The sequence below is a fragment of the Roseomonas sp. BN140053 genome (assembly GCF_047690175.1).
Taxonomy (GTDB): Bacteria; Pseudomonadota; Alphaproteobacteria; order Acetobacterales; family Acetobacteraceae; genus Roseomonas.
Genome location: NZ_JBLLEB010000002.1, coordinates 1 through 20,509, shown reverse-complemented (window position 1 = coordinate 20,509; position 20,509 = coordinate 1). Strand labels below are relative to the sequence as shown.

18 protein-coding genes and 1 rRNA gene are annotated in these 20,509 nt (G+C 72.9%); 4 read left to right on the top strand and 15 right to left on the bottom strand.

Features of this window, described 5'->3' with window-relative positions; genetic code table 11:
* Positions 1-86: 86 nt before the first annotated feature.
* The 7 genes from ACLIBK_RS02240 to ACLIBK_RS02210 all read right to left on the bottom strand — a co-directional run bounded on the left by ACLIBK_RS02240 (position 87) and on the right by ACLIBK_RS02210 (position 7,834).
* Positions 87-845, bottom strand: coding sequence for an SDR family NAD(P)-dependent oxidoreductase (locus ACLIBK_RS02240; RefSeq protein WP_415385584.1), 759 nt, complete (start codon positions 843-845; stop codon positions 87-89).
* Positions 846-868: 23 nt separating this feature from the next.
* Entirely contained in the window at positions 869-2,554 is a 1,686-nt protein-coding gene (locus ACLIBK_RS02235) for an acyl-CoA dehydrogenase family protein (RefSeq protein WP_415385583.1), read from the bottom strand.
* A gap of 175 nt (positions 2,555-2,729) precedes the next feature.
* Positions 2,730-3,506, bottom strand: a complete 777-nt coding sequence (locus ACLIBK_RS02230; RefSeq protein WP_415385582.1) for a crotonase/enoyl-CoA hydratase family protein — start codon at positions 3,504-3,506, stop codon at positions 2,730-2,732.
* Positions 3,507-3,615: 109 nt separating this feature from the next.
* Positions 3,616-4,095 carry a MarR family winged helix-turn-helix transcriptional regulator gene (locus ACLIBK_RS02225; protein WP_415385581.1) on the bottom strand — a complete coding sequence of 160 codons (480 nt, stop codon included), beginning with the start codon at positions 4,093-4,095 and terminating at the stop codon, positions 3,616-3,618.
* A 155-nt stretch (positions 4,096-4,250) separates the two neighbouring features.
* On the bottom strand, positions 4,251-5,471 hold the full coding sequence (locus tag ACLIBK_RS02220) for an ABC transporter substrate-binding protein (RefSeq protein ID WP_415385580.1): 1,221 nt from the start codon (positions 5,469-5,471) through the stop codon (positions 4,251-4,253).
* Between the two features lie 63 nt (positions 5,472-5,534).
* Positions 5,535-5,999 (bottom strand): acyl-CoA thioesterase, encoded by a 465-nt coding sequence (locus ACLIBK_RS02215; protein WP_415385579.1) that lies wholly within the window; start codon positions 5,997-5,999, stop codon positions 5,535-5,537.
* Positions 5,996-7,834, bottom strand: coding sequence for a feruloyl-CoA synthase (locus ACLIBK_RS02210; protein ID WP_415385578.1), 1,839 nt, complete (start codon positions 7,832-7,834; stop codon positions 5,996-5,998). Before ACLIBK_RS02210 ends, ACLIBK_RS02215 begins: the two co-directional genes overlap by 4 nt.
* 223 nt (positions 7,835-8,057) lie before the next feature.
* Here ACLIBK_RS02210 and ACLIBK_RS02205 point away from each other — a divergent pair, with 223 nt between their 5' ends.
* Positions 8,058-8,936, top strand: a complete 879-nt coding sequence (locus ACLIBK_RS02205; protein WP_415385577.1) for a TauD/TfdA dioxygenase family protein — start codon at positions 8,058-8,060, stop codon at positions 8,934-8,936.
* A 113-nt stretch (positions 8,937-9,049) separates the two neighbouring features.
* The gene (locus ACLIBK_RS02200) at positions 9,050-9,568 is read left to right on the top strand and encodes a MarR family winged helix-turn-helix transcriptional regulator (RefSeq protein ID WP_415385576.1); all 519 of its coding nucleotides are present in this window, start codon (positions 9,050-9,052) and stop codon (positions 9,566-9,568) included.
* A gap of 36 nt (positions 9,569-9,604) precedes the next feature.
* On the opposite strand, the gene ACLIBK_RS02195 is transcribed toward ACLIBK_RS02200, so the two are convergent.
* Positions 9,605-10,576: a Bug family tripartite tricarboxylate transporter substrate binding protein gene (locus ACLIBK_RS02195; RefSeq protein WP_415385575.1), complete on the bottom strand. Its 972-nt coding sequence runs from the start codon at positions 10,574-10,576 to the stop codon at positions 9,605-9,607.
* Between the two features lie 198 nt (positions 10,577-10,774).
* Here ACLIBK_RS02195 and ACLIBK_RS02190 point away from each other — a divergent pair, with 198 nt between their 5' ends.
* Complete coding sequence (locus ACLIBK_RS02190) at positions 10,775-11,152, top strand: thioredoxin family protein (RefSeq protein WP_415385574.1); 378 nt, start codon at positions 10,775-10,777, stop codon at positions 11,150-11,152.
* Between the two features lie 48 nt (positions 11,153-11,200).
* Here the strand turns inward: ACLIBK_RS02190 and ACLIBK_RS02185 are convergent, their stop codons facing one another.
* From ACLIBK_RS02185 to ACLIBK_RS02155, 7 genes are all read right to left on the bottom strand, one after another.
* The gene (locus ACLIBK_RS02185; protein WP_415385573.1) at positions 11,201-11,725 is read right to left on the bottom strand and encodes a hypothetical protein; all 525 of its coding nucleotides are present in this window, start codon (positions 11,723-11,725) and stop codon (positions 11,201-11,203) included.
* A gap of 84 nt (positions 11,726-11,809) precedes the next feature.
* Positions 11,810-12,430, bottom strand: coding sequence for a M23 family metallopeptidase (locus ACLIBK_RS02180; protein ID WP_415385572.1), 621 nt, complete (start codon positions 12,428-12,430; stop codon positions 11,810-11,812).
* Between the two features lie 180 nt (positions 12,431-12,610).
* Entirely contained in the window at positions 12,611-14,050 is a 1,440-nt protein-coding gene (locus tag ACLIBK_RS02175; protein WP_415385571.1) for a SidA/IucD/PvdA family monooxygenase, read from the bottom strand.
* Positions 14,047-16,449 (bottom strand): xanthine dehydrogenase molybdopterin binding subunit, encoded by a 2,403-nt coding sequence (gene xdhB / locus ACLIBK_RS02170; RefSeq protein WP_415385570.1) that lies wholly within the window; start codon positions 16,447-16,449, stop codon positions 14,047-14,049. The genes ACLIBK_RS02175 and xdhB overlap by 4 nt, the downstream gene beginning before the upstream one ends.
* Entirely contained in the window at positions 16,449-17,825 is a 1,377-nt protein-coding gene (locus ACLIBK_RS02165) for a xanthine dehydrogenase small subunit (RefSeq protein ID WP_415385569.1), read from the bottom strand. Before ACLIBK_RS02165 ends, xdhB begins: the two co-directional genes overlap by 1 nt.
* A 113-nt stretch (positions 17,826-17,938) precedes the next feature.
* The gene (locus ACLIBK_RS02160) at positions 17,939-18,313 is read right to left on the bottom strand and encodes a response regulator (protein ID WP_415385568.1); all 375 of its coding nucleotides are present in this window, start codon (positions 18,311-18,313) and stop codon (positions 17,939-17,941) included.
* A 135-nt stretch (positions 18,314-18,448) separates the two neighbouring features.
* Positions 18,449-19,429, bottom strand: coding sequence for a tripartite tricarboxylate transporter substrate-binding protein (locus ACLIBK_RS02155; RefSeq protein ID WP_415385567.1), 981 nt, complete (start codon positions 19,427-19,429; stop codon positions 18,449-18,451).
* Positions 19,430-20,389: 960 nt separating this feature from the next.
* Here ACLIBK_RS02155 and ACLIBK_RS02150 point away from each other — a divergent pair.
* Positions 20,390-20,509, top strand: a 16S ribosomal RNA gene (locus ACLIBK_RS02150); the annotation flags it as partial.

Here is a 20,509-nt window from a genome sequence, read left to right as displayed (position 1 = left end):
GGCGGCGGCGTCAGTCTTGCGCCGGGGCGCCGCGCGGCCGGGTCGGATCGGCCGCGACCCGCCGGTTCCGGCCGCCGGGGTGTCGGTCATTGCGGCGGCAGGCGCAGTCCGCCGTCGATGCGGATGGTTTCGCCGTTCATCAGCGTATTGGCGCAGAGCGACAGCACCAGCGCGCCGAACTCGTCCGGGCGGCCGAGGCGCTTGGGAAACAGCGGCAACTGCGTGAGGGAGGCGCGGGCTTCCTCCGTCAGCGTGTCCATCAGCGGCGTGTGGATCAGCCCCGGCGCCAGGCACAGCACGCGGATGCCGGAGCGGGCGAGGTCGCGCGCCGCGGGCAGGGTCAGCGCGGCGACGCCGCCCTTGCTGGCGGCATAGGCGCATTGGCCGCCCTGGCCCTCGAAAGCTGCGACGGAGGCGGTGTTGATGATCAGGCCGCGTTCGTTGTCGGCCAGTGGCTCGGTTCCGGCCATGCGGGCGGCGGCGAGCCGCAGGGTGTTGAAGGTGCCCACGAGGTTCACGCCCACCACCTTGGAGAACAGTTCCAGGTCGTGAGGGCCGTTGCGGCCGAGCACCCGGGCAGCGGGAGCAATGCCGGCGCAGCTCACCGCCAGCCGCAGCGGGCCGAGCGCGGAGGCGGCGTCCACCGCGGCCTGCACGTCCTCGGGGCGGGTGACGTCGCCGGGGATGGCGGTGCCGCCGATGCGGGCGGCGACGGACTGCGCTGCTTCGGCGTTGCGGTCCATCACCACCACGCGGGCGCCGGCCCGGGCCAGGGCTTCCGCCGTGGCGGCGCCGAGGCCGGAACCGCCTCCGGTGACCAGCGCCGAGATGCCGTTGACGTCCATGCTGCTGCTCCTGCTGGGCTGGTTCAGGCGCCGGTCGGCGCGGGCGAGGCGGCGGGGGCCGCGAGTTCGGGAAAGGCGGCGGCAAAGCCGGCATCGAGGTCGTCGCGCCGGCAACGCGCGGCCAGGAAGGCTGCGCGTTCCGCCGCTTCCGCCGCGTGGAAATCGGCCAGGGCGGCGTAGCGCGGGGCCAGTGGCCCGGCCTGTTGCCCGGCGCGGCGCAGCAGCCCGTCGGCGCAGGCCAGGCCCAGCAGGTGCAGGAAGGGCACCGCCGCGGCTTCCCGGGCGCGGGGGGAGGCGGCCAGCAAGGCCTCGGCGGTGTCCAGCACGGTGCCCGCCAGTTCCGCCGAGGGCGCGAAGTGGTGGAGGAGGTCGCGAAGCGTGGCGCCGCCCTCGGCGGGGACGCGGCGCAGCAGCAGGTCTAGGCCCTGGATCGCCGTGGTGCCCTCGTAGATCGCGAAGACCCGGGCGTCGCGCCACATCCGCTCCGCCGGCCATTCCCGGACATAGCCGGCGCCACCCAGGACCTGGATGGCGGCGTCGGCGTTGCGGGTGGCGGCCTCGGCGCTGAGGGTTTTGGCCAGCGGCAGCAGCAGGGCGGCGCGGGCCGCGGCGGCGGCGTCGCCGGCATCGCCGGCATCCACCCAGGCGGCGGCCTGGAGGGAGATGAGGCGCACCGCCTCGGCACGGGCGCGCATGCTGAGCAGCAGGCGGCGGATTTCGGCATGGTTGGTGATCGGGACCGGCGGGGCGCCCGCGGGGCCGCCCTGGGTGCGCTCGGCGGCGTAGAGTTCCGCGAGGTCGGCGGCGGCCTGGGCCACGGCGGCGCCCTGGGCGGCCACGCCCAGCCGCATGGCGACGATCATGGCGAAGAGCGTCGGCAAACCGCGCCCGGCCGGGCCGATGGGGGTGGCTTCCGCGCCCTCGAACAGCAGCGAGCAGGTGGGGGAGCCGTGCAGGCCCAGCTTTTCCTCCAGGCGGAGGATGGACACGCCGTTGCGGCTTCCGTCCTCCGTGCTGTCGGGCACCAGGAACAGGGACAGGCCGCGCGTGCCGCCTTCCGCGCCGCGCGGGCGGGCCAGCACGAAATGGCCGATGCGGTCCGCGAGGTCGTGGTCGGCAAAGGAGATCCAGCACTTCTCGCCGTACAGGCGCCAGGTGCCGCCCGCGTCCTGCTCCGCGCGGGTGCGGATGCGGCCGACATCGGAACCCGCCTGGGGTTCGGAGATGCAGATGGTGGCGGTCCAGCGCCCCGCCGCCAGCTGCGGCAGCCAGGCGTCGCGGATGGCAGGGTCGCCGTGCTGCGCCAGCAGGCGCGACGCGCAGCGGGCGTTGATCGCCAGCATGCCGAAGGCGGGGGAGGCGGCGTCGCAGAGCTCCTGCACCGCGGCGGCCAGGGCCATGGGCAGCCCGCCGCCGCCCGCGGCCTCCGCCACGGTCAGCCCGGCCCAGCCAGCCTCGGCGAAGGCGCGCCAGGCGTCGCGGTGGCCGGGGGCGGTGCGGACGCGGCCGCTTTCCAGCCGGCAGCCGGGGCGGTCCAGCAGGGTGGCCACGGGGGCGATGTGGCGGGCGGCGAAGCGGGCGGCCTCGTCCAGGATGGCGGCGGTGGTGTCCGCGTCGGGGCGGTGCTGCGCGCCGTCGATCACGCAGTTCAGCAGGATCGCCAGGGTGGCGGCGGGGTCCGGGCGGGCCGGGGTGCCGGGTTCTGCCATGGCTGAGCGCTCCTCCCCGAGTTCGATGCGGCGGTTGGTTCCGCGCTTGCCTTGCGGCCGGGAATGGATGGGTCCCGGCCGATTGGTTCGGTACCACGGCGCGATCGGCGGGTGCCGTGGTGGTGTTGCATGGTGGCCCGGGCGCTCGCGCGTTTCGCGGCGGCGCCGGCTTGGGTCAGCTGCCCGCCGTGCCCAGCCGTGCCGCGCGCTTTTCCACGAAGTCGGCCAGGCGCTGTGCCGCTTCCGGCCCGGTCTGCGCCAGGGCGGCCATCATGCTTTCCACGAAGAGGCCGTCATCTTCCGACATGTCCTGGATGCGCGGCAGGGCCTGCAGCACGCCCAGCACTGTCAGCGGCGCCATGGCGGCGACCTTGGTGGCCAGCTCGCCCGCCTTGTCCAGGCGTTCGTTCTCGGCCACCAGGTACTGCACCAGGCCGGCGCGCTCGGCGGCGGCGGCGTCCAGGACGCGGCCGGTCAGCATCATGTCCGCCATCCGCGAGGCGCCCAGCAGCCGCGCCACATGCACGGACGCACCGCCGCCGACGTAGATGCCGCGCTGGCCTTCGGGCAGGGCGAAAAAGGCGGAAGGCTCGGCCACGCGGATGTGGCAGGCGGCCGCGAGTTCCAGACCGCCGCCCACGGTGGGGCCGTGCAGCGCGGCGATGAAGGGGACGCGGCCGCGGCGGATGGCGGAAAAGGCGGCGTGCCAGGCGCGGGAATGGGTGAACACGCCCTCGGGGTCGCGCGCCTGGTGCTCGGCCAGGTCGAGCCCGGCGCAGAAGCAGGGGCCGTGGCCGTGGATCACCGCGGCGCGGGCCTCGCCCTGGGCGCGGGCGGCGGCGGCGTGCAGGGCTTCCAGCAGGGCGTCGTTGATGGCGTTGCGCTTTTCCGGCCGGTTCAGGCCGATCCAGGCGATGCGGTCGCGCAACTCGAAGGTGACCAGGCCGTCCACGATGTTCCCGCGCTCCCGTACCCGAATTCTTATTGCTCATAACCATACGCCCCGGGGCGTCCGGCGCAAGCGCCGCTTTCGCTGGGGTGGGCGGGGCGCGCGAAGGCCGTCACGGAGCCAGCAGCGTGCGCAGCGTGGCCAGCAGCGCGTCCTGCTGTCCGGGGCCGAGGCCGGCGCAGAACTCCGCCTCCATGGCTTCCACCTGCGGCCGCACCCGCGCCAGCAGCGCCGCCCCGGCGGGGGTCAGGAACAGCCCGTTGGCGCGGCGGTTGCTGGCGTCGGTGCGGCGTTCCACCAGTCCGTCCGCGGCCATGGCGGTGATCAGCACCGCGAGGTTGGGCTGCTTAATCTGCAGTGCCCCGGCCACCGCCACCTGCCGCGTGCCGGGATGCGTGCCCACCAGGGCCAGCACGGAATAGCGCGCCGGGGTCAGGCCGGTGCTGCCGAAGCGGCGGTGGAACTCCTCGAAAATCCGCTGCTGCGCCAGGCGCAGCAGGAAGCCGACATGGCGGGCCAGCGGGCCGTCGGTGAGATCGCCGGGATCGGCACCCGCCGGCGGGGCGAGTTCCAGGGTGTGGGACGGCTGCATCAACCGGCCCCCTGGCGAGGGTGGCGGGGCGGGGAAGGCCGCCACGCGGTCGGTGCCGCGCGGCCGTGCCGTCCCGCCGCGCACCGGGGCGCGGCGGGGGTGGGCCGTGCGGCCGGCGGGGGAGGCAGTCCTGCGTGCACCCGGCGACGCGGTGTTCAGCGGACCAGGGAACAGCTGCCGGCGTTGAGCGGGCGGTAGGCCTGCTCGGGCGGCACGGTGGAGACCTGCTTGAAGTAGTCCCATTCGCCGCGCGATTCCTGCGGGCCCTTGGTTTCCATGATGTAGAGCGGGTGCACCTTGCGGCCATCGGCGCGGATGGTGCCGCGGCCGAAGAGCGGGTCGTCCGTGGGCAGCGCCTTCATCGCGGACACCACGGCGCGGCCGTCGCCCGGGTCGGCGCCGCCGGCCACGGCCTTGAGGTAGTGCAGCGTGGCCGCGTAGCAGCCGGCCTGCATGTCGTTTGGCATGATGCGGCGCGGGTGGCGGGCCTGGAAGCGGCGGCTGAACTCGCGCGAGCTGTCGTCGTGGTCCCAGTAGAAGGGCGTGGCCGCCAGCAGCCCCTGGGCGTCGCGCAGGCCCAGGCCCTGGATGACGTTGATGTTCACCACCGGCCCGACGATCTTCATGCGCCGGTTCAGCCCGAACTCCGCCGCCTGCTTGATGGAGGTGGTGTTGTCGCCGCCGGCATTGCACAGGCCCAGCACGTCCGCGTCGCGGCCCGCGCGCACCAGGAAGGAGGAATAGTCGCTGTTGCCCAGCGGGTGGCGCACGACGCCGGCGATGGTGCCGCCCGAGGCCAGCACGGCTTCCGTGACGTTCTTCTCCAGGTCGTAGCCGAAGGCGTAGTCGGCCACGAGCAGGAACCAGCGCTTGCTGCCGGCTTCCGTCACCGCGCGGCCCAGGCTCTGCCCCACCGACCAGGTGTCGTAGGTCCAGTGCACGGTATTGGGGGAACAGCGCACGCCCGTCAGGTCGGAGGTGCCGGCGCCGGAGCCGATGAAGACCTTGTTGCGCTCGCGGCAGAGTTCGGCCACGGCCAGGGCGATGGCGGAGTTGGGGACGTCGATGATCATGTCGACGTTCTCGGTGTCCAGCCAGCGGCGGGCGAGGTTGGCGCCGATGTCGGGCTTGTTCTGGTGGTCGCCGAAGATCACCTCGGCGCGCTGGCCGGTGGCGGCCACGGCGTCGGCCACGGCGAGCTCCGTGCCGATCACCGAGCCCTGGCCCTGGTAGTCGGCGTACACGCCGGACATGTCGTTCAGCACGGCGATCTTGACCGGCCGCCCGGCGGCGCGGGCACGTTGGCCGGCGGTGCCGCCCAGGGCGGCGAGGGCGGCGGTGCCGGCCAGCAGGCCGCGGCGTCGCATCTCGAACATCTCTTCTCTCCCCATGCGGCTCATCCGGCCGCTGCTTGAATACGGTGTGGCGTCGTCGGGTGTTCAGCCGGCTTCCGCGAAGCGGGCGATCACCTCCTCCGGGATCGGCTGCGCCTTGATTCGCGCGGGATCGTCGGGATGGCGGCCGACCCAGACGCGGGTCTCGAAGCCTTCCACCGCCAGCACGTCGCCCTCGTGCAGCAGCCGGTGCTCCACCTCGAAGGAGGAGCGGTGCACGGCGGTGATGCGGCTGTCGATGCGGACGGGGTCGCCGAAGGTGGAAGGCCGGTGGAACTTCGCCCGCGTGTCCACCATGGGAATGCCGACCATGGCGTAGTGCCGCAGCATCGCCGATTTGCGCATCCCCGTGGCGCGCTGCAGCAGCAGGCCGGTGGAAGTGTCGAACATCTGGAAGTAGCGCGGATAGAACACGATGCCGGCGGCGTCGCAGTCGCCCCACTCGATCACCAGCTCGCGGCTGTTGCGCAGGGTGGGCGTGAGGCTGCGGGCCACGGCGGCATCGCTCATCGCAGGTGCTTCTCCACGCTGGCGATGTGCGGCTCGGGCTGGGCGGCGTAGAGCGCTTCCACCAGCGCGGCGCGGTGCTTGAGCACGGCGCGCTGGTTGATGGAGCCCTTGTCCGTCACCTCGCCGGCATCGAGCGACAGCGTGTCGGTGAGAACCATCGCGCGCACCACGCGGGTGGAGCTGCCGCTGGTGTGCGGCAGGAGGTCGCGCAGCTTGCCGGCGAGGCATTCCAGCAGCCGCGGGTGCCGGCCGAGGTCGCCCTCCGCGTCGCTGCCGCAGATCTCGCGCAGCGCGCCGAGGTCGGGGATCACGATGGCGGACAGGAAGTCGCGGTCGTGGCCGGCCACCACCACGTCGCGCGCGATCGGCGCCAGGCCCTCGATCAGCTTGGCGCGCAGCGGGCCGACGCTGACCCAGGTGCCGCTGTTGAGCTTGAAGTCCTCGGCGATGCGGCCGTCGAAGCGGTAGCCCTTCTGCGGCTCGGATTCGTCCAGCAAACACAGCGCGTCGCCCATGCGGTACCAGCCTTCCTCGTCGAAGCTGTCCGCGGTGGCCACCGGCGCGCGCCAATAGCCGGGGGTGACGTTGGGGCCGCGCACGCGGGCTTCCAGCTTGCCGTCCACCGGCACCAGCTTGAGTTCCACCCCCGGCACCGGCAGGCCGACGATGCCGGAGCCCACGGCGTCGTGCCGGCAGCACAGGGCGAAGGGCGCCGTCTCGGTGGAACCGAGGCCGGTCATCATCGGGACGATGTGGCCCACCGTGTCCAGCGCGAGGGCGTCCAGCGCGTCCCAGGTGTGCTGCGCCAGGCCGGCGGCGGCGAAGAACAGCATCTTCAGCTTGCCGAAGAAGCGCTGCCGCAGCTCCGGCTCCCGCTGCAGGAAGGGGATCAGCTCCTCGTAGCCCTTGGGGACGTTGAAGTAGGCGGTAGGGGAGATTTCGCGCAGGTTGCGCACGCTCTCGGCGATGCCGGCATGCGTCGGCTTGCCGTCGTCGATCCACAGCGTGCCGCCGTTGTAGAGCACGAGGCCGATGTTGTGGTTGCCGCCGAAGGTGTGGTTCCACGGCAGCCAGTCCACGATGACCGGCGGCTCCTCCTCCAGAAAGGGGAAGCTTTCCTGCAGCATGCGCTGGTTGGAGCAGAGCATGCGCTGCGTGTTGATCACGCCCTTGGGCAGGCCGGTGGAGCCGGAGGTGAAGAGGATCTTGGCCACCGTGTCCGGGCCCACGGCCGCCGCCGCGCGCTCCACGGCCGCGGTGGGCGCGGTGTTCAGCAGCTCGGCGAAGCGGGTGGTGGCGAGGCCCGGGGCCGGGGTGGTGGTGGCGAGCTCCGTGCCCTCCGGCACCGCCTCACGCAGGGCGCGGGCGTAGCGCTCGCCCTCGGCGGCGAAGACCAGCCCGGGCGTCAGCAGGCCCAGGACGTGGCGCAGCTTGCCGAAATCCGTGGCCACCAGGGAGTAGGCGTTGCTGACCGGCGCGTAGGGCACGCCCACATGCATCGCGGCCAGCCCGAGCACGGCGTGTTCCAGATCGTTGCCGGACAGGATGGCCAGCGGGCGTTCGGGCGACAATCCGCGGTCCAGCAGCGCCTGGCCGAGGGCACGGACCTGATCTAGCGTTTGCGCGTAGGTGATCGTGCGCCAGGCGCTGGTCGCGTCGCGCTGGCCCATGAACACCGCGTCCGGCGTTTCGCGGGCCCAGTGTTCCAGCCGTTCCGTCAGGCGCGTGGCGTAGGGGCCGAGCGGCCGGACCGGGATCACCAGCGTGCTGCCGTCCGGGCGATGCTCGAACCGGACCTCGGACGCGCCCAGGCGCGGCTGCGCTGCGTGGCTCATGCTGCGAACCTTTCCTCCGACCTGCCCGTGTCACCGGGGCGGCGGCCGTCTGCGCGGCCAACCCTTATTCATCATAAGTAGAAGGCGGCGCTGCTGGCTAGTGCCTCGCGCAGTTGCGGGACGGGCCGCGGCGGCGCAGACGGTGCTTGACGGAACAATGGTTGATGCCGCAACTATGGGCCGCGCGGCGGAAGCGGCCGCGGCAGGTTCAGGGAGAAACACCATGGCGCTCGAACTGCGGCAGCTCACCCCCCATTTCGCGGCGGAAGCCACCGGCGTGGCGCTGAACCGGCCGCTGGACGCGGACACGGTGCGCGCGATCGACGCCGCGATGGACCGCTACGGCGTGCTGGTGTTCCGCAACCAGCCGCTGACGCAGGACGAGCAGATGGCGCTGGGCCGCGCCTTCGGGCCGCTCGACATGGGCTTCAAGCGCGTCAAGAAGGGTGGGCCGGAGCGGCTGCAATATGCCGAGCTGGCCGACATCTCCAATGTCGGCGCGGACGGCAAGCCGGTGGCGCGCGACAGTCGCAAGGTGGTGGGCAACATCGCCAACCAGCTCTGGCACAGCGACAGTTCCTTCCAGAACCCGCCGGCGCGGTATTCCATGCTGTCCGCGGTGACGCTGCCCTCCTGGGGCGGGGACACGGAATACTGCGACCTGCGCGTCGCTTATGACGGGCTGACGGCGCGCGAGAAGGCGGAGTTCGCCGACATGCAGGTGGAGCACTACGCGCTGCATTCGCGCTTCCTGCTGGGCGATACGGATTACGACGAGGTGCAGCGCAACGCCCTGCCGCCGGTGACCTGGCCGCTGGTGCGGACGCATCCTTCGGGCCGCAAGCTGCTGTTCATCGGCGTGCATGCGCGCGGCATTCCCGGCATGAGCGTGGCCGAGGGGCGGGCGCTGCTGATGGACCTGCTGGAACACGCGACGCGGCCGGAATACGTGTACCGGCACGCGTGGCAGGTCGGCGACCTCGTGATCTGGGACAACCGCGCCACGCTGCATCGCGGCCGCCGCTACGACCTGAGCGAGCCGCGCGAGCTGCGCCGCGTCACCACCGAGGACGTCGCCCCGGCGCTGGAGAGCGCGGCCTGAAGCCCGGCCTCGCCCGCACCGCACCGCGCCGCCGGGGCGGTGCTGCCGCGGCGCGGGCGGCGGGGGACGCCCCGGCCGCGGCGGGTGCGGCGGCGACGCCCGAGGCACCGCGGGTGCCCGGGGCACCCGCGGTGCCCGAGGCGATCGACTTCGAGCGCTATCTGCCCACGGTGCTGTCGCAGTTGGTGTCGCGGCTGCGGGTGTCGTCCGACGCGTTCTTTCGCGACGCGCTGGGCGTGACGCAGATGCAGTGGCGCATCCTGGCGGCGCTGGCGGCGGAAGGGCCGCTCAGTGCCTATCGCATCTGCACCGGCACCGGGCTGGACAAGGCCGCCGTCAGCCGCGCCGTGGCGGGGCTGGCCGATCTCGGGCTGGTGGCGGTGAGCGAGGTGGCGGGCGACGCGCGCCGCCGCACCGCCATCGCGCTGACACCCGCCGGCGCGGCGCTGGAAGCGCGGGCGCGGGACGCGCTGCTGGCGCGGCACGCCCGGCTAGTGGCGGAGCTGGCGGAGGCGGAGATCGAGGCGCTGCTGGGCGCCCTGGCGCGGCTGGACGGGGGGCTGGCCGCGCTGGACCGCGACGAGGCACCCGGCCACCCGACATTCCGCCCGACGCGCCGGCTGCAGCGCTAGCCGCCGCCGGCGTTTCCGCGGCGGCGGCGCGGCGCGCTACATCGCCGTGATGTTGCGGTCCTTCACCACCTGCTTCCAGCGGGTGATCTCGCTTTCCACCAGGGCCCTGAACTCGGCCGGGGAGGAGCCCACCGGCTCCACGCCCAGCTCGGCCAGCTTGGCGGCGTTTTCCGGCGCCAGCACGGTGGCGCGGATGTCGGCGGCGATCTGGTCCACCAGGGCCTTGGGCGTCGCGGCGGGGGCGGCCAGGCCGATCACGGAATAGGCGGAAAAGCCCGGGTAGTCCTTGGCGATGATCGGGACCTGCGGCGCGCCGGGGATGGGCTCGCCGCTGGCGCCGGCGATCACCTTCAGCCGTCCGGCCTCCACGTGCGGCCGCAGCGCGTGCCAGGTGTCCAGGATCAGCGGCACGCGGCCCTGCATGGCATCCGTCAGCGCCGGGGCGCCGCCCTGATAGGGCACGTGCGTCAGCTGCGCGCCGGACACGCCGGCCAGCATCTCCATGATCATGTGCATCACGGTGCCGATGCCGGGGGTGGCGAAGGACAGGCCTTCCGGCCGCTGCTTGCTGAGCGCCACCATCGCCGCGAGGTCACTCGCCGGCAGTGAGGGCGTGGCGCAGATCACCACGTGCGCGCGGGCGACCTGCGACACGGCGGCGAAGTCGCGCAGCGTGTCGTAGGGCAGGTCGTTGCGGATCGCCGGGTTGATGGTGTGGGCGCTGATCACGAAGCCCAGCGTGTGGCCGTCCGGCGTCGCGCGCGCAACGACCTGGCTGCCGACGATGGTGCCGGCGCCGCCGCGGTTCTCGATCACCACGGGCTGGCGCCAGCGGGCGCCCAGGCGCTCGCACACCACGCGGGCCACGATGTCGGTGGAGCCGCCGGGGGGAAAGGGCACGATCACGCGCACGGGGTGGTCGGGGAATTCCGCCGCGCGGGCGGCGGGAAGGGCGAAGGGCAGCGCCAGGGCGCCGGCGGCGCCGAGCATCAGGTCGCGTTTGCGCATGGTTCGGGGTGTCCTCCGCTGCGTCCGGCCCTGGTGCGGTTGCCCCGCCCCGGCCGGCGTCGTGGCGTTCCCCCTAGCCTGGGCAGGGGGAAGGAAGAAGCCCCTTTCTGGCCGCGTGGCCGGCATGAGCGGCGCGGCGCTTGCCCCGGCAGCGGCGCGGCGGCACCACGGCGCTTTCCGCGCAGGAGCGCTGTTCGCTTGGCCGAGACCCGCCACCCCGAATTCTTCCAACACTTTCCCATGCGGGCCGTGCTCGACGCGGAACTGGACGCGGTGCTGGCCGAGCCCGGGGCGGAGCGGCTGTCAGTGCTGTTCCTGTGGGGCCGGGACTGCCCGAACTGCGACCTGGCCAAGGCGGCGATGCTGATCCGGCCGGAGCGCTTCCGCTGGCCCGCGGTGCGCTGGCTGCACGACAACGTCTACGGCGACCCGGAGATGGCCACGCGCTTCGGGCTGCACGGGATCCCGGTGTTCCTGGTGTTCCGCGACGGCCGCCTGCGCGGGCGGATCACGGGCTGGCCGGGGGCGGAGGCCTTCGTGGCGGCGCTCGGCAAGCAGATCGCCGAGGCCGGCTGACGCGCATCCGCCGCGCGCGAGGGTGGCGCGGCGGGGGCGGCCGGCGCGTCAGGGGAAGAACAGGTCGGTCAGGGCGCAGGTGTTGACCTGGCGGCGCTCGGACGCCTGGCCGTTGCTGTAGACCACGCGCAGGTCGTTGACGCACTGGCCGACCGGCAGGCGCAGGATCACCTGCCGGCCGGGCGGCAGCACGTCCTGCCCCAGCCGGTCCTGGCCCCAGCTGCTGTCCTGCGAGGAGGACACGTAGACCTCCTGGATGGTGGTGCCGCCGCGGTTGGACAGGCGGAAGGACGGGTCGGTCGTGGCCGCGGCGGCGGCGGGGACGCCCTTGCCGGACGCACCGCCGCCGGCGCCGGGCTGGGCACCGGCCGAGGGTGCCGCGGGGCCGCCGGGGCGGGTGGCCATGTGCCGCTGCAGCATGTGCTCGTTCATGGTGTCCACCAGGCCGCGGCCGGGGTTGTTGAAGGTCTGGCTGCCGCCGGGCAGCCAGTACTGCTGCGCCAGCGCCGGGACGGCAGGCAGGGCGGCGGCGGCCAGGAGGGCCGGCAGCAGGCGACGGATCGGGAAAGGCACGGCGGTTCGGTTCCGGTGGGGCTGCGGCGCGGGGCGCCGGGACGGGGAGAGCGATGGGACGGCCCGGCAAAGGGCCGCCGCGGGTCACATCGCGGGCAGGGCGGTGGGCAGCGGGATGGGGGCGCCCACCAGCGACAGCAGCGTGCGCGGCGTGGTGGTCTGCCCCGCCCGCATCAGGGCCAGGTCCAGGTGCGGCGTCGGGTCCAGCAGGTCGGCGCGGCGCTTGAAGGCCGGGAGCTGCGGCGCCGACAGCTTGCCGCTGCCCCAGCCGCCGTAGAGCTCGAAATGGATCATGTCGCTCTTGAGGCCGCGCAGCCCCACGAGGTGGCCGACCTTGGCGATCTGCTGCCCGGCGGAAACCCGGGAGCCGACCTTCAGCCCCTTGGGCAGACCGTAGGGCGACACCTCGCCGTAGCGGATGATGAAACCGCCGTGGTCGACCTCCAGCGCGTGGGTCTGGTGGTAGAAGTTCTCGTAGCGGAGGATGACGCCATCGGCGCAGGCGTAGATCGGCGTGCCGGCCGGGGCGTAGAGGTCGCAGCCCGCGTGCTTGCGGTTGCCGTGGTCGCGGTCGGCGCCGAAGCGGCGCATGCCCTCGTGGTAGGACCACTTCGGCTGAAAGGCGAGGGGGAAGATCAGCCGCGGGATGGCGATCAGCGCCTTGTGGCTTTCCATCGACTTCGACAGAACTTTGTGACCGGACACGACGACACGGGCTCCTCGTTTTGAGGGCGGCTCGTTACGATCCTTCCACGTTTCGCACAAGGTGATTCGGGGGCATGGTCGGCATGCGTCCGGGCGGTGCTTTCCGCGGGTGCGGCGGGTCGGCGCGCGGCCGGGCGGCACGGCCCGGCGCGCCGGTTGCGGCCGGGCCGCCGGGGTGGGCTATTCCGCCGCTTCCGGCATTTCCTGCGGAATGTCGCGGGTCAGTTCCGGCTCGGCATAGCTCAGCAGGTCGTGCAGGTGGAGTTCCGCGTCGTCGAGCCAGAGGGCGCGGCAGATGCCGTCCACCAGCCGCGGCACGCCGTACTTCATGCCGCTGATGGAAGCACCCGACAGCCCCATGGAAGGGGCGGCGCCGTAGCCCATGAAGTGGATGTGGCGCAGGGCCGGCGCGGTGCCCGGCACCTTCTCGCGAAAGGCGAAGCCGCCCGTGAGGTAGGGGCAGGCGCCGAGGGGCGGGAAGTCGAGGCCGGGTGGCGGCGCGTAGGCGTCGCGCCAGAGCAGGATGTGCGGCGCCAGCGCCGCGAGTTCCGGCCGCAGCGACAGGTCGAAGGCGGTGCCGGTGCCGATAACGACGTGGTCGGCGCGGTGCGAACCGCGCGGGGTGTCCAGCACGACCTCGCCGCCGTCCAGGCGCGCCCCGGTCACGGGGCTGCCCATGTGCAGGGCGAAGCGCGGGTCGGTGGCGACGCGGTCCCAGCTTTCCTGCGGCGGCGGCTGGTTGAGGTCGAAGATGTGCCGCATGAAGCGCCACTTCAGCGCGTCCGGCATGGCGTGGAACTGGCCGAGGAAGCCGGCCTGCTCCATCCAGCGGAAGGGATTCACCCGCGGCATCAGGCGGCGGCGCACCAGCATGGTGGCGTGGGTGGCGCCGGCTTCCAGCGCGGTGGCGAGGTTGTCGAAGGCGCTGGCGCCGGCGCCCACCACCAAGATGCGCTTTCCCTTCAACGCGGCGAAGTCAACGTGGCCGGAGGTGTGCGACACGCGGTCCGGGGGCAGCGCGTCGAAGGGCACGGGGATCGACCAGGCGCCGGTGCCGTCCATGCCGGTGGCCAGCACCAGCTTGCGGGCGCGGATCACCGCCTCACCGGCCGACGTGCGGAAGTGCAGATGCAGCAGGTCGGTGGCGGGGTCGTGGCCGATGGCTTCCAGGGCGTGCTCGTGCCGCACCGGCAGGTCCAGGACCTGCGCGTACCAATCGAGGTAGCGCTGCCAGTCCTCGCGGCCGATCTTGCCCAGCGCGGCCCAGGCCTCGGCGCCGTCGCGCGCCTCGAAGAAGGCGCGGGGCGTCAGGGCGGGCACGCCGAGGTCGGGGCCGCTGACGTGCTTGGGCGTGCGCAGCGTGCGCATGCGGGCGAAGGTGGTCCAGACGCCGGTCTGCCCGGGCGGGGCGCGGTCGAAGATCGCCACCCGGCGCACCTTTTCCCGCAGCAGGCCGAAGGCGGTGGCCAGGCCGGTCTGCCCGGCGCCCAGCACGGCGACGTCCAGCACCGCTTCGCCGTCCGCGGCAGCGGGATGCGGCGGTACCCAGGGGTGGCGGGGGTAGTCGAGCAGTTCCAGCTGCTGGCGGACGGTGGCTTCCAGGTGCTGCAGGCCGGTCATGCCGGGGTCTCCTCGCCGCGGCCGTGTTCCGGCTCAGGCACGGCGTCGCGCCCCGGTGCGCCGGCCGCGTCGCGCCCTGGCGCGCCGGCCACGTCGCGTCGGGACGCGTCGCGCAGCGCCAGCAGCACGCGTTCCGGCGTGGCGGGCAGGTCCAGGGCTTCGGTGCCGGTGGCGTCCTTGAGGGCGTTCCACACCGCTGTGGCCAGCATCAGCGGCGGCTCGCCCACCGCTTTGGAGCGGAACACCGTGTTGGCGCGCGCCGGGGCATCGGCCAGCAGCTTGACCTGGAAGTCGGGCGGCACGTCGCGGGAGCCGGGGATCTTATAGGTGGACGGGCCGAGGGTGCGGAGCCGGCCCTGCGGGTCCCAGAACAGTTCCTCGCAGGTCAGCCAGCCCAGGCCCTGCACGAAGGCGCCCTCGATCTGGCCGAGGTCCACCACCGGGTTCAGCGAGCGGCCGCAATCCTGCACGAGATAGGCGGCGGTGCAGCGGTGCTCGCCGGTCAGCGTGTCCACCTCCACCTCGGCCACGGAGGCGCCGTAGGAGAAGTAGAAGAAGGGCTCGCCGCGCATCGCCGCCGGGTCCCAGTGGATGCCGGGGGTGCGATAGAAGCCGGTGGCGGAAAGCGAGACGCGCTTGAGGTGGCACAGCGTCGCCAGCTCGCCGAAGCCCAGCGCGTGGTTGCCGGCGCGGGCCTGGCCGTCCTCCAGCACCACCTCGGACGGGTCGACGCCCCATTCGGCGGCGGCGGTGGCGACCATGCGGTCGCGGATCGCCGTGGCCGCGATCTGCGCCGCCATGCCGTTGAGGTCGGTGCCGGTGGAGGCCGCGGTGGGGGAGGTGTTGGGGACCTCGCCGGTGGAGGTCGCGGTGATGCGGATGCGCGACAGCGGCACGCCGAACACGTCGGCCACGATCTGCGCCACCTTAATGAACAGGCCCTGGCCCATCTCCGTGCCGCCGTGGTTCAGGCGGATGGAGCCGTCGGCGTAGACGTGCACGAGGGCGCCGGCCTGGTTCATGTGCATCACGCCGAAGGAGATGCCGAAGGCCAGCACGAAGGAGCCGAGGCCGCGGCGCTTAAACGGGTGCGTGCGGTTGAAATGGTCGATGGCAACGCGGCGGCGGTCCCATTCGCTGCCCTCGCGCGCTTCGGCCCAGACGCGGCGGATCAGGTCGCCCTCGATCTCCTGGCCATAGGGGGTGTGGGAGCCGTTGGGGCCGCCGGCGAAGTTGCGCTCCCGCACCGCTTCGGGCGTCCGCCCCGTGGCGCGGGCGACGTGGCGGACGACGTCCTCCATCAGCAGCACGCCTTGCGGGCCACCGAAGCCGCGAAAGGCGGTGTTGCTGACGGTGTTGGTCTTGGCCACGCGGCCGTCGATGCGAACGTCGGCGACGTCCAGCACGTTCAGCGCGTGGGTGACGGCGCGGAAGATCACCCCCGTGGACAGGTCCAGCACGTGGCCGCCATCGGCCGCCAGCAGGGCGTCCAGGGCCAGGATGCGGCCCGTGTCGTCGAAGCCGGCGGTCCAGCGGAACAGGAAGGGATGGCGCTTGCCGGTGGCGGCCATGTCGGCCTTGCGGGCGAGGCGCAGCTTCACCGGGCGGCCGGTGAGCTGCGCGCCCAGCGCGGCGGCGGCGCCGACCCAGGACGCGTTGCTCTCCTTGCCGCCGAAGCCGCCGCCCATGCGGCGCACCTGCACGGTGATGCGGTTGAAGTCGCAGCCCAGGACGCGGGCCGCGATGTGCTGCACCTCGGTCGGGTGCTGGGTGGAGGAATGGACGGAAATGTCGCCGTCCTCGCCGGGCACGGCCAGGGCGATCTGGCCTTCCAGGTAGAAGTGTTCCTGGCCGCCGCAGCGGAAGGTGCCGAACACCCGGTGCGGCGCGGTGGCCAGGACCGCGGCGGGGTTGCCGCGCTCCAGCACCATCGGTGGCAGGAGCAGCGCGTCGCGGCTCAGGGCCTCCTCCACCGACAGCACGGGCGGCAGCGGTTCCACCGCGGCGCGCACCGCCTTGGCGGCGGCGACCGCGGCGTCGCGGGTGGTGGCGACCACCATGCCGATCGCCTGGCCCCAGTGTTCCACCGTTTCCTCGGCGAAGAGGTATTCGCCGGCGCGGTGCGAGGGGGACACGTCGTTGCGGCCGGGGATGTCGCGCGGGCCGATCACCGCCACCACGCCGGGCATGGCGCGGGCGGTGTCGGTGTCGAGCGAGAGCAGGCGGCCGTGTGCGGCGTCGGACAGCACCAGCGCGGCGTGCAGCGTGCCGGGCGGCTCCGGCAGGTCGTCGGCGAAGCGCGCCTGGCCGGTGCAATGGGCCAGGGCGCTGTCCTGCGCCAGCGAGAGGCCGGATACCGGGCCGGCCGGCGGGCGGGAAGCGGGGGAAAGGCTGTCCATCACGCGGCCTCCGCGGGGGAAAAGCGCCACCACAGGCGGCGCAGCAGGTTGCCGGCGCCGAGGCGGCGGTACTCGGCGCTGGCGCGCAGGTCGGACAGGGGGGCGATCTCGGCTTCCAGGGCCGCGGCGGCGGCGTCGAAGCTGTGCTGCGCGAAGGGGGCGCCGCGCAGCGCCGCTTCGGCGCCGGGCGCGCGGGCGGCGGTGGCGGCGAGGCCGCCATGGGCCACCCGCGCCTCGGCGATGCGGCCGCCGTCCAGGTGCAGCAGCACGGACAGGCCCACCGCGGTGATGTCCTGGTCGTAGCGGCGGGACAGCTTCTCGCAGGCGAGGAGGGCGCCGGCGGGCGGGCGGGGGAGGAAGACGTCGCGGATCACCTCGGCCGTGCGCAGGGCGTTGCGGCGGTAGCCCAGCAGGAAGTCCTGCACCGGCATCTCCCGCTCGCCCGCCGGGCCGGCGAGGCGCAGCGTGGCGCCGAGCGCCAGCAGCGGCGGCAGGGCGTCGCCGATCGGCGAGGCGGTGCCGAGATTGCCGCCCAGCGTGCCCATGCCGCGGATCTGGCGCGAGCCGAGGCGGCGCAGCAGCTCGGCCAGCGGCCCGTAGCCGGGTTCGGCGGCGCAAAGGGCCAGCAGCTGGCGGTAGGACACGGCGGCGCCGACGCGCAGGCCCCCCGGTTCTGCCTCGATCGCCTGCAGTTCCGGCACGTCCAGCAGGCAGATCACCTCGGCGGGCTGCTCGCGATGCTCCGACACGCGCAGCCCGAGGTCGGTGCCGCCGGCCAGCAGCCAGGCCTCCGGGTGGGCGGCGCGGGTCGCCACCAGCTCGGCCAGCGTGGCGGGGTGGTGGAAGACCTGGCCGGGCGCGTCCAGCCGCGCGGCGGCGGGCAAGGCAGGGGCGGCCGCGGGTGCCGCGGGTTCGGCGGGGATGCGCGCGAAGGCGTCCAGGATGGGGCGATAGCCGGTGCAGCGGCACAGGTTGCCGGCCAGGGCCTCGTGCGGGTCGCCGCCCTCGCGGGCATGGGCCCAGGCGGTCATGACGATGCCGGGGGTGCAGAAGCCGCACTGCGTGGCGTGGCATTCGGCCATGGCGGTCTGCACGGGATGCGGCGCGCCGTCCGGGCCGCGCAGCCCTTCCACCGTGCGCACGGCGCGGCCGTGCAACTGGCCGAGCATGAGGAGGCAGCTGTTGACCGGCACGCGGGAGCCGTCCGCGGCCTCGATCACCACGGTGCAGGCGCCGCAATCGCCCTCGGCGCAGCCTTCCTTGGTGCCGGTGAGGGCCGCGCCGCGCAGCCAGTCCAGCAGGGTGGTGGTGGGGGAGGTGCCCGGCGGCAGGTGCCGCGGTTCCCCGTTCAGGTGAAAGGCGATGGTGGCCGACATGGGCCGCAGCCTAGCAGGCGGCGTGCCGCGGCGCGCGGCCTATCCCGGGCAGTCCCGTTGGGGTGGCCCGGGGCGGGTGGTCCGCGCGGCCGGTGCCGCGCGGGCCGGCAGGGTCAGTTGCCGAGTCGGCCGAGGGCGGCGGTCAGTTCCTCGGGCGCATAGGGCTTGGCCAGCACGGGCACGCCGGAATAGCGCGCGGGCACGCCGGCCTGGCCGTAGCCGGAGGCCACCACGAAGGGCACGCCGAGCTTGGTCAGTACGTCCGCCAGGGGTTCGGAGGTTTCACCGGCGAGGTTGAGGTCCAGGACGGCCACGTCGGGCACCTCCTTTTCCACCAGCGCCAGGGCGGCAGCCACGGTGGCGACCGGCCCGAGCACGCGGGCGCCGGCATCGAGGAGCGTGTCCTCCACCAGCATCGCGACCAGGGTCTCGTCCTCCACCACCAGGACGAGACGTCCTTCCAGCTTGCTCATGCGATCGCCCCGCAACACCACCTGTTTCCCCGCGCGGACAGGCCGGCCGCAGGCACCGCCTGCGCGGAGAGGACGCTCTCTACACTGGATCGGCGCGCGCTGGAACGCGCGGCTTCGCGCTTTCGCGTGTCTTCCGGCCGGGCGGCCTCCTCAGTCGGCATACTGCCCGGCGGCCTGGATGATCGGGCGCCACTTGGTGATATCGGCCTGCCAGAACTCGCGATGGGCGGCCGGGGTGGCGCGGTCCTGGCTGACCGGGGCGGTGCCGAGCTCGGCGAAGCGGGCCACCAGCCGCTCGTCGCGCAGGGCGACCTGCAGGGCGCGGGACAGTCGGTCGTTGATCGCGGCAGGGGTGCCGCGGGGGGTGTAGATGCCGTGCCAGACGGACACCTCGAAGCCCGGCAGCCCGGCCTCGGCGGCGGTGGGCAGGTCGGGCAGGGCGGCCAGGCGGGTGGGCGTGGTGACGGCCAGGGCCCGGATGGAGCCGGCGCGGATCTGCTCGGTGGTGTTGGTGGTCTGGTCGCACATGATGTCCACCGTGCCGCCGATCAGGTCGGTCATGGCCGGGCCGGTGCCGCGATAGGGGACGGTGGTGACCTGCTGCTGCACCGCCGTTTGCAGCAGCAGCCCACACAGGTGGCTGGCCGCGCCGATGCCGGCATTGGCGAGGTTCAGCCCCTCCTTCTGCGAGCGCATCAGGGCGACGAGTTCCGACAGGTTGCGGGCCGCGAGGCCGTTCTTGACGGTGATGGTCATGGGCACTTCCGTGACCAGCCCCACCGTTTCGAAGCCGTTGACCGCGTCGTAGCTCAGCCGGCGATAGAGCGCCGGGGTGGTGCCCATGCCGATGTGGTGCATCAGGATGGTGTAGCCATCCGGCCGGGCCAGGGCGACGCGCGCCGCGCCCAGGGTGCCGCCGGCGCCGCCTACATTCTCGATCACGATAGTCTGGCCGAGGTCGCGGCCCATCACCTCCGCGGTGAGGCGCGCCACCGTGTCGGTGGGGCCGCCGGCCGCGAAAGGCACGATCATGCTGATGGGGCGGCTGGGGTACTGCGCCTGCGCCAGGGCGGGCAGGGGGCCGGCAACCGCGAGGGCGGCGGCCAGCGTGGCGAGGCGGCGTCGGAACATGGTTCTCTCCCGGAGGCTTTGTTGGCGGCATCAGGTCGGGTCTTGGCCCGGGCCGTCAAGCGGCTGACGGCGCCAGCGGCGGTTCAGGAGCGCCATTCCGGAGAACGAGAAGGAGGTAGGAGGCTACAGGAAGGCGACGGCGGGTTCGGGGAGGCAAGCGTCCCGCCGGGGGGCAATGGCTGAAGGATGTTGGGGAGAACAGCCTACCAGGGCGCGCCGGGCGAGGCTCCAGGACGTGTACCGATGGCGGAGTCGCCTGGACCCAAGCAGATTCGGAATGCAAGAGCTCGAAGTATGCGCCACTTGCATGACAGCTTCATGGCAGAACGGCGAAAAAGGGCTAGCCAAGTGGCGGAGCAGGGGACTATATCCGCCTCACCGCAGGGTGCCACGAGTTGTGGTGGCCCTGGACCCGGACCCCCTGACAGGGTGCTGGTTTCAAGTGTTTCGGACGGCCCGCCTTCATATAGGCTGGGATGTCCGGAGTGGAACCGGTGCCGAGTTGGCGTGGTTTGGCGAAGAGCGGTGTGATCCTTGAAATCTGAATAGGGGTTTTACTGGAGTTTGGCGCTTGGGAGCGTCCTGGCTCTGGCGGCTGGACGGCGCGTGCTGAGAGGCGTGCGGGGGTTTGGCGGCTGGTGTTGTGGGCAGTTCCGGGGCGTTGGTTTGGCTATGAGGAACTGGGACGGCCCATGCGGGTGCTGCGGGAGCGGCGCTGATGTGGGAAGGATGCGCGGCTGGCGCGGGCGAGGCGGCTGGAAGGCTGTTTGGTTTGTGCTGAGTTGTGTGTTCGTTCGGGGGCTCGGGAGAGTGTCCGGGGGTGCTGGTGGCATGGTGGGCTGACGTGCTGGGGCGGGTTGGTTTCCTGGTGCTGAACGAGAGTGAGAGAGATGTTTGATTGGAGTGGTCTCTGAGTTTCTGCTGCTGTGCGGTTTCGATCGCGTGGTGGCGGGGACGGATGAACTTGAGAGTTTGATCCTGGCTCAGAGCGAACGCTGGCGGCATGCTTAACACATGCAAGTCGCACGGGCGGTTTTCGGATCGTCAGTGGCGGACGGGTGAGTAACGCGTAGGAACATG

Bases quoted from the DNA above. Each gene is read 5' to 3' on its own strand.
- ACLIBK_RS02240 (WP_415385584.1), bottom strand. From the start codon at position 845: ATGGACGTCAACGGCATCTCGGCGCTGGTCACCGGAGGCGGTTCCGGC.
- ACLIBK_RS02235 (WP_415385583.1), bottom strand. From the start codon at position 2,554: ATGGCAGAACCCGGCACCCCGGCCCGCCCGGACCCCGCCGCCACCCTG.
- ACLIBK_RS02225 (WP_415385581.1), bottom strand. From the start codon at position 4,095: ATGCAGCCGTCCCACACCCTGGAACTCGCCCCGCCGGCGGGTGCCGAT.
- ACLIBK_RS02220 (WP_415385580.1), bottom strand. From the start codon at position 5,471: ATGTTCGAGATGCGACGCCGCGGCCTGCTGGCCGGCACCGCCGCCCTC.
- ACLIBK_RS02215 (WP_415385579.1), bottom strand. From the start codon at position 5,999: ATGAGCGATGCCGCCGTGGCCCGCAGCCTCACGCCCACCCTGCGCAAC.
- ACLIBK_RS02210 (WP_415385578.1), bottom strand. From the start codon at position 7,834: ATGAGCCACGCAGCGCAGCCGCGCCTGGGCGCGTCCGAGGTCCGGTTC.
- ACLIBK_RS02205 (WP_415385577.1), top strand. From the start codon at position 8,058: ATGGCGCTCGAACTGCGGCAGCTCACCCCCCATTTCGCGGCGGAAGCC.
- ACLIBK_RS02195 (WP_415385575.1), bottom strand. From the start codon at position 10,576: ATGCGCAAACGCGACCTGATGCTCGGCGCCGCCGGCGCCCTGGCGCTG.
- ACLIBK_RS02175 (WP_415385571.1), bottom strand. From the start codon at position 14,050: ATGACCGGCCTGCAGCACCTGGAAGCCACCGTCCGCCAGCAGCTGGAA.
- xdhB (WP_415385570.1), bottom strand. From the start codon at position 16,449: ATGGACAGCCTTTCCCCCGCTTCCCGCCCGCCGGCCGGCCCGGTATCC.
- ACLIBK_RS02165 (WP_415385569.1), bottom strand. From the start codon at position 17,825: ATGTCGGCCACCATCGCCTTTCACCTGAACGGGGAACCGCGGCACCTG.
- ACLIBK_RS02155 (WP_415385567.1), bottom strand. From the start codon at position 19,429: ATGTTCCGACGCCGCCTCGCCACGCTGGCCGCCGCCCTCGCGGTTGCC.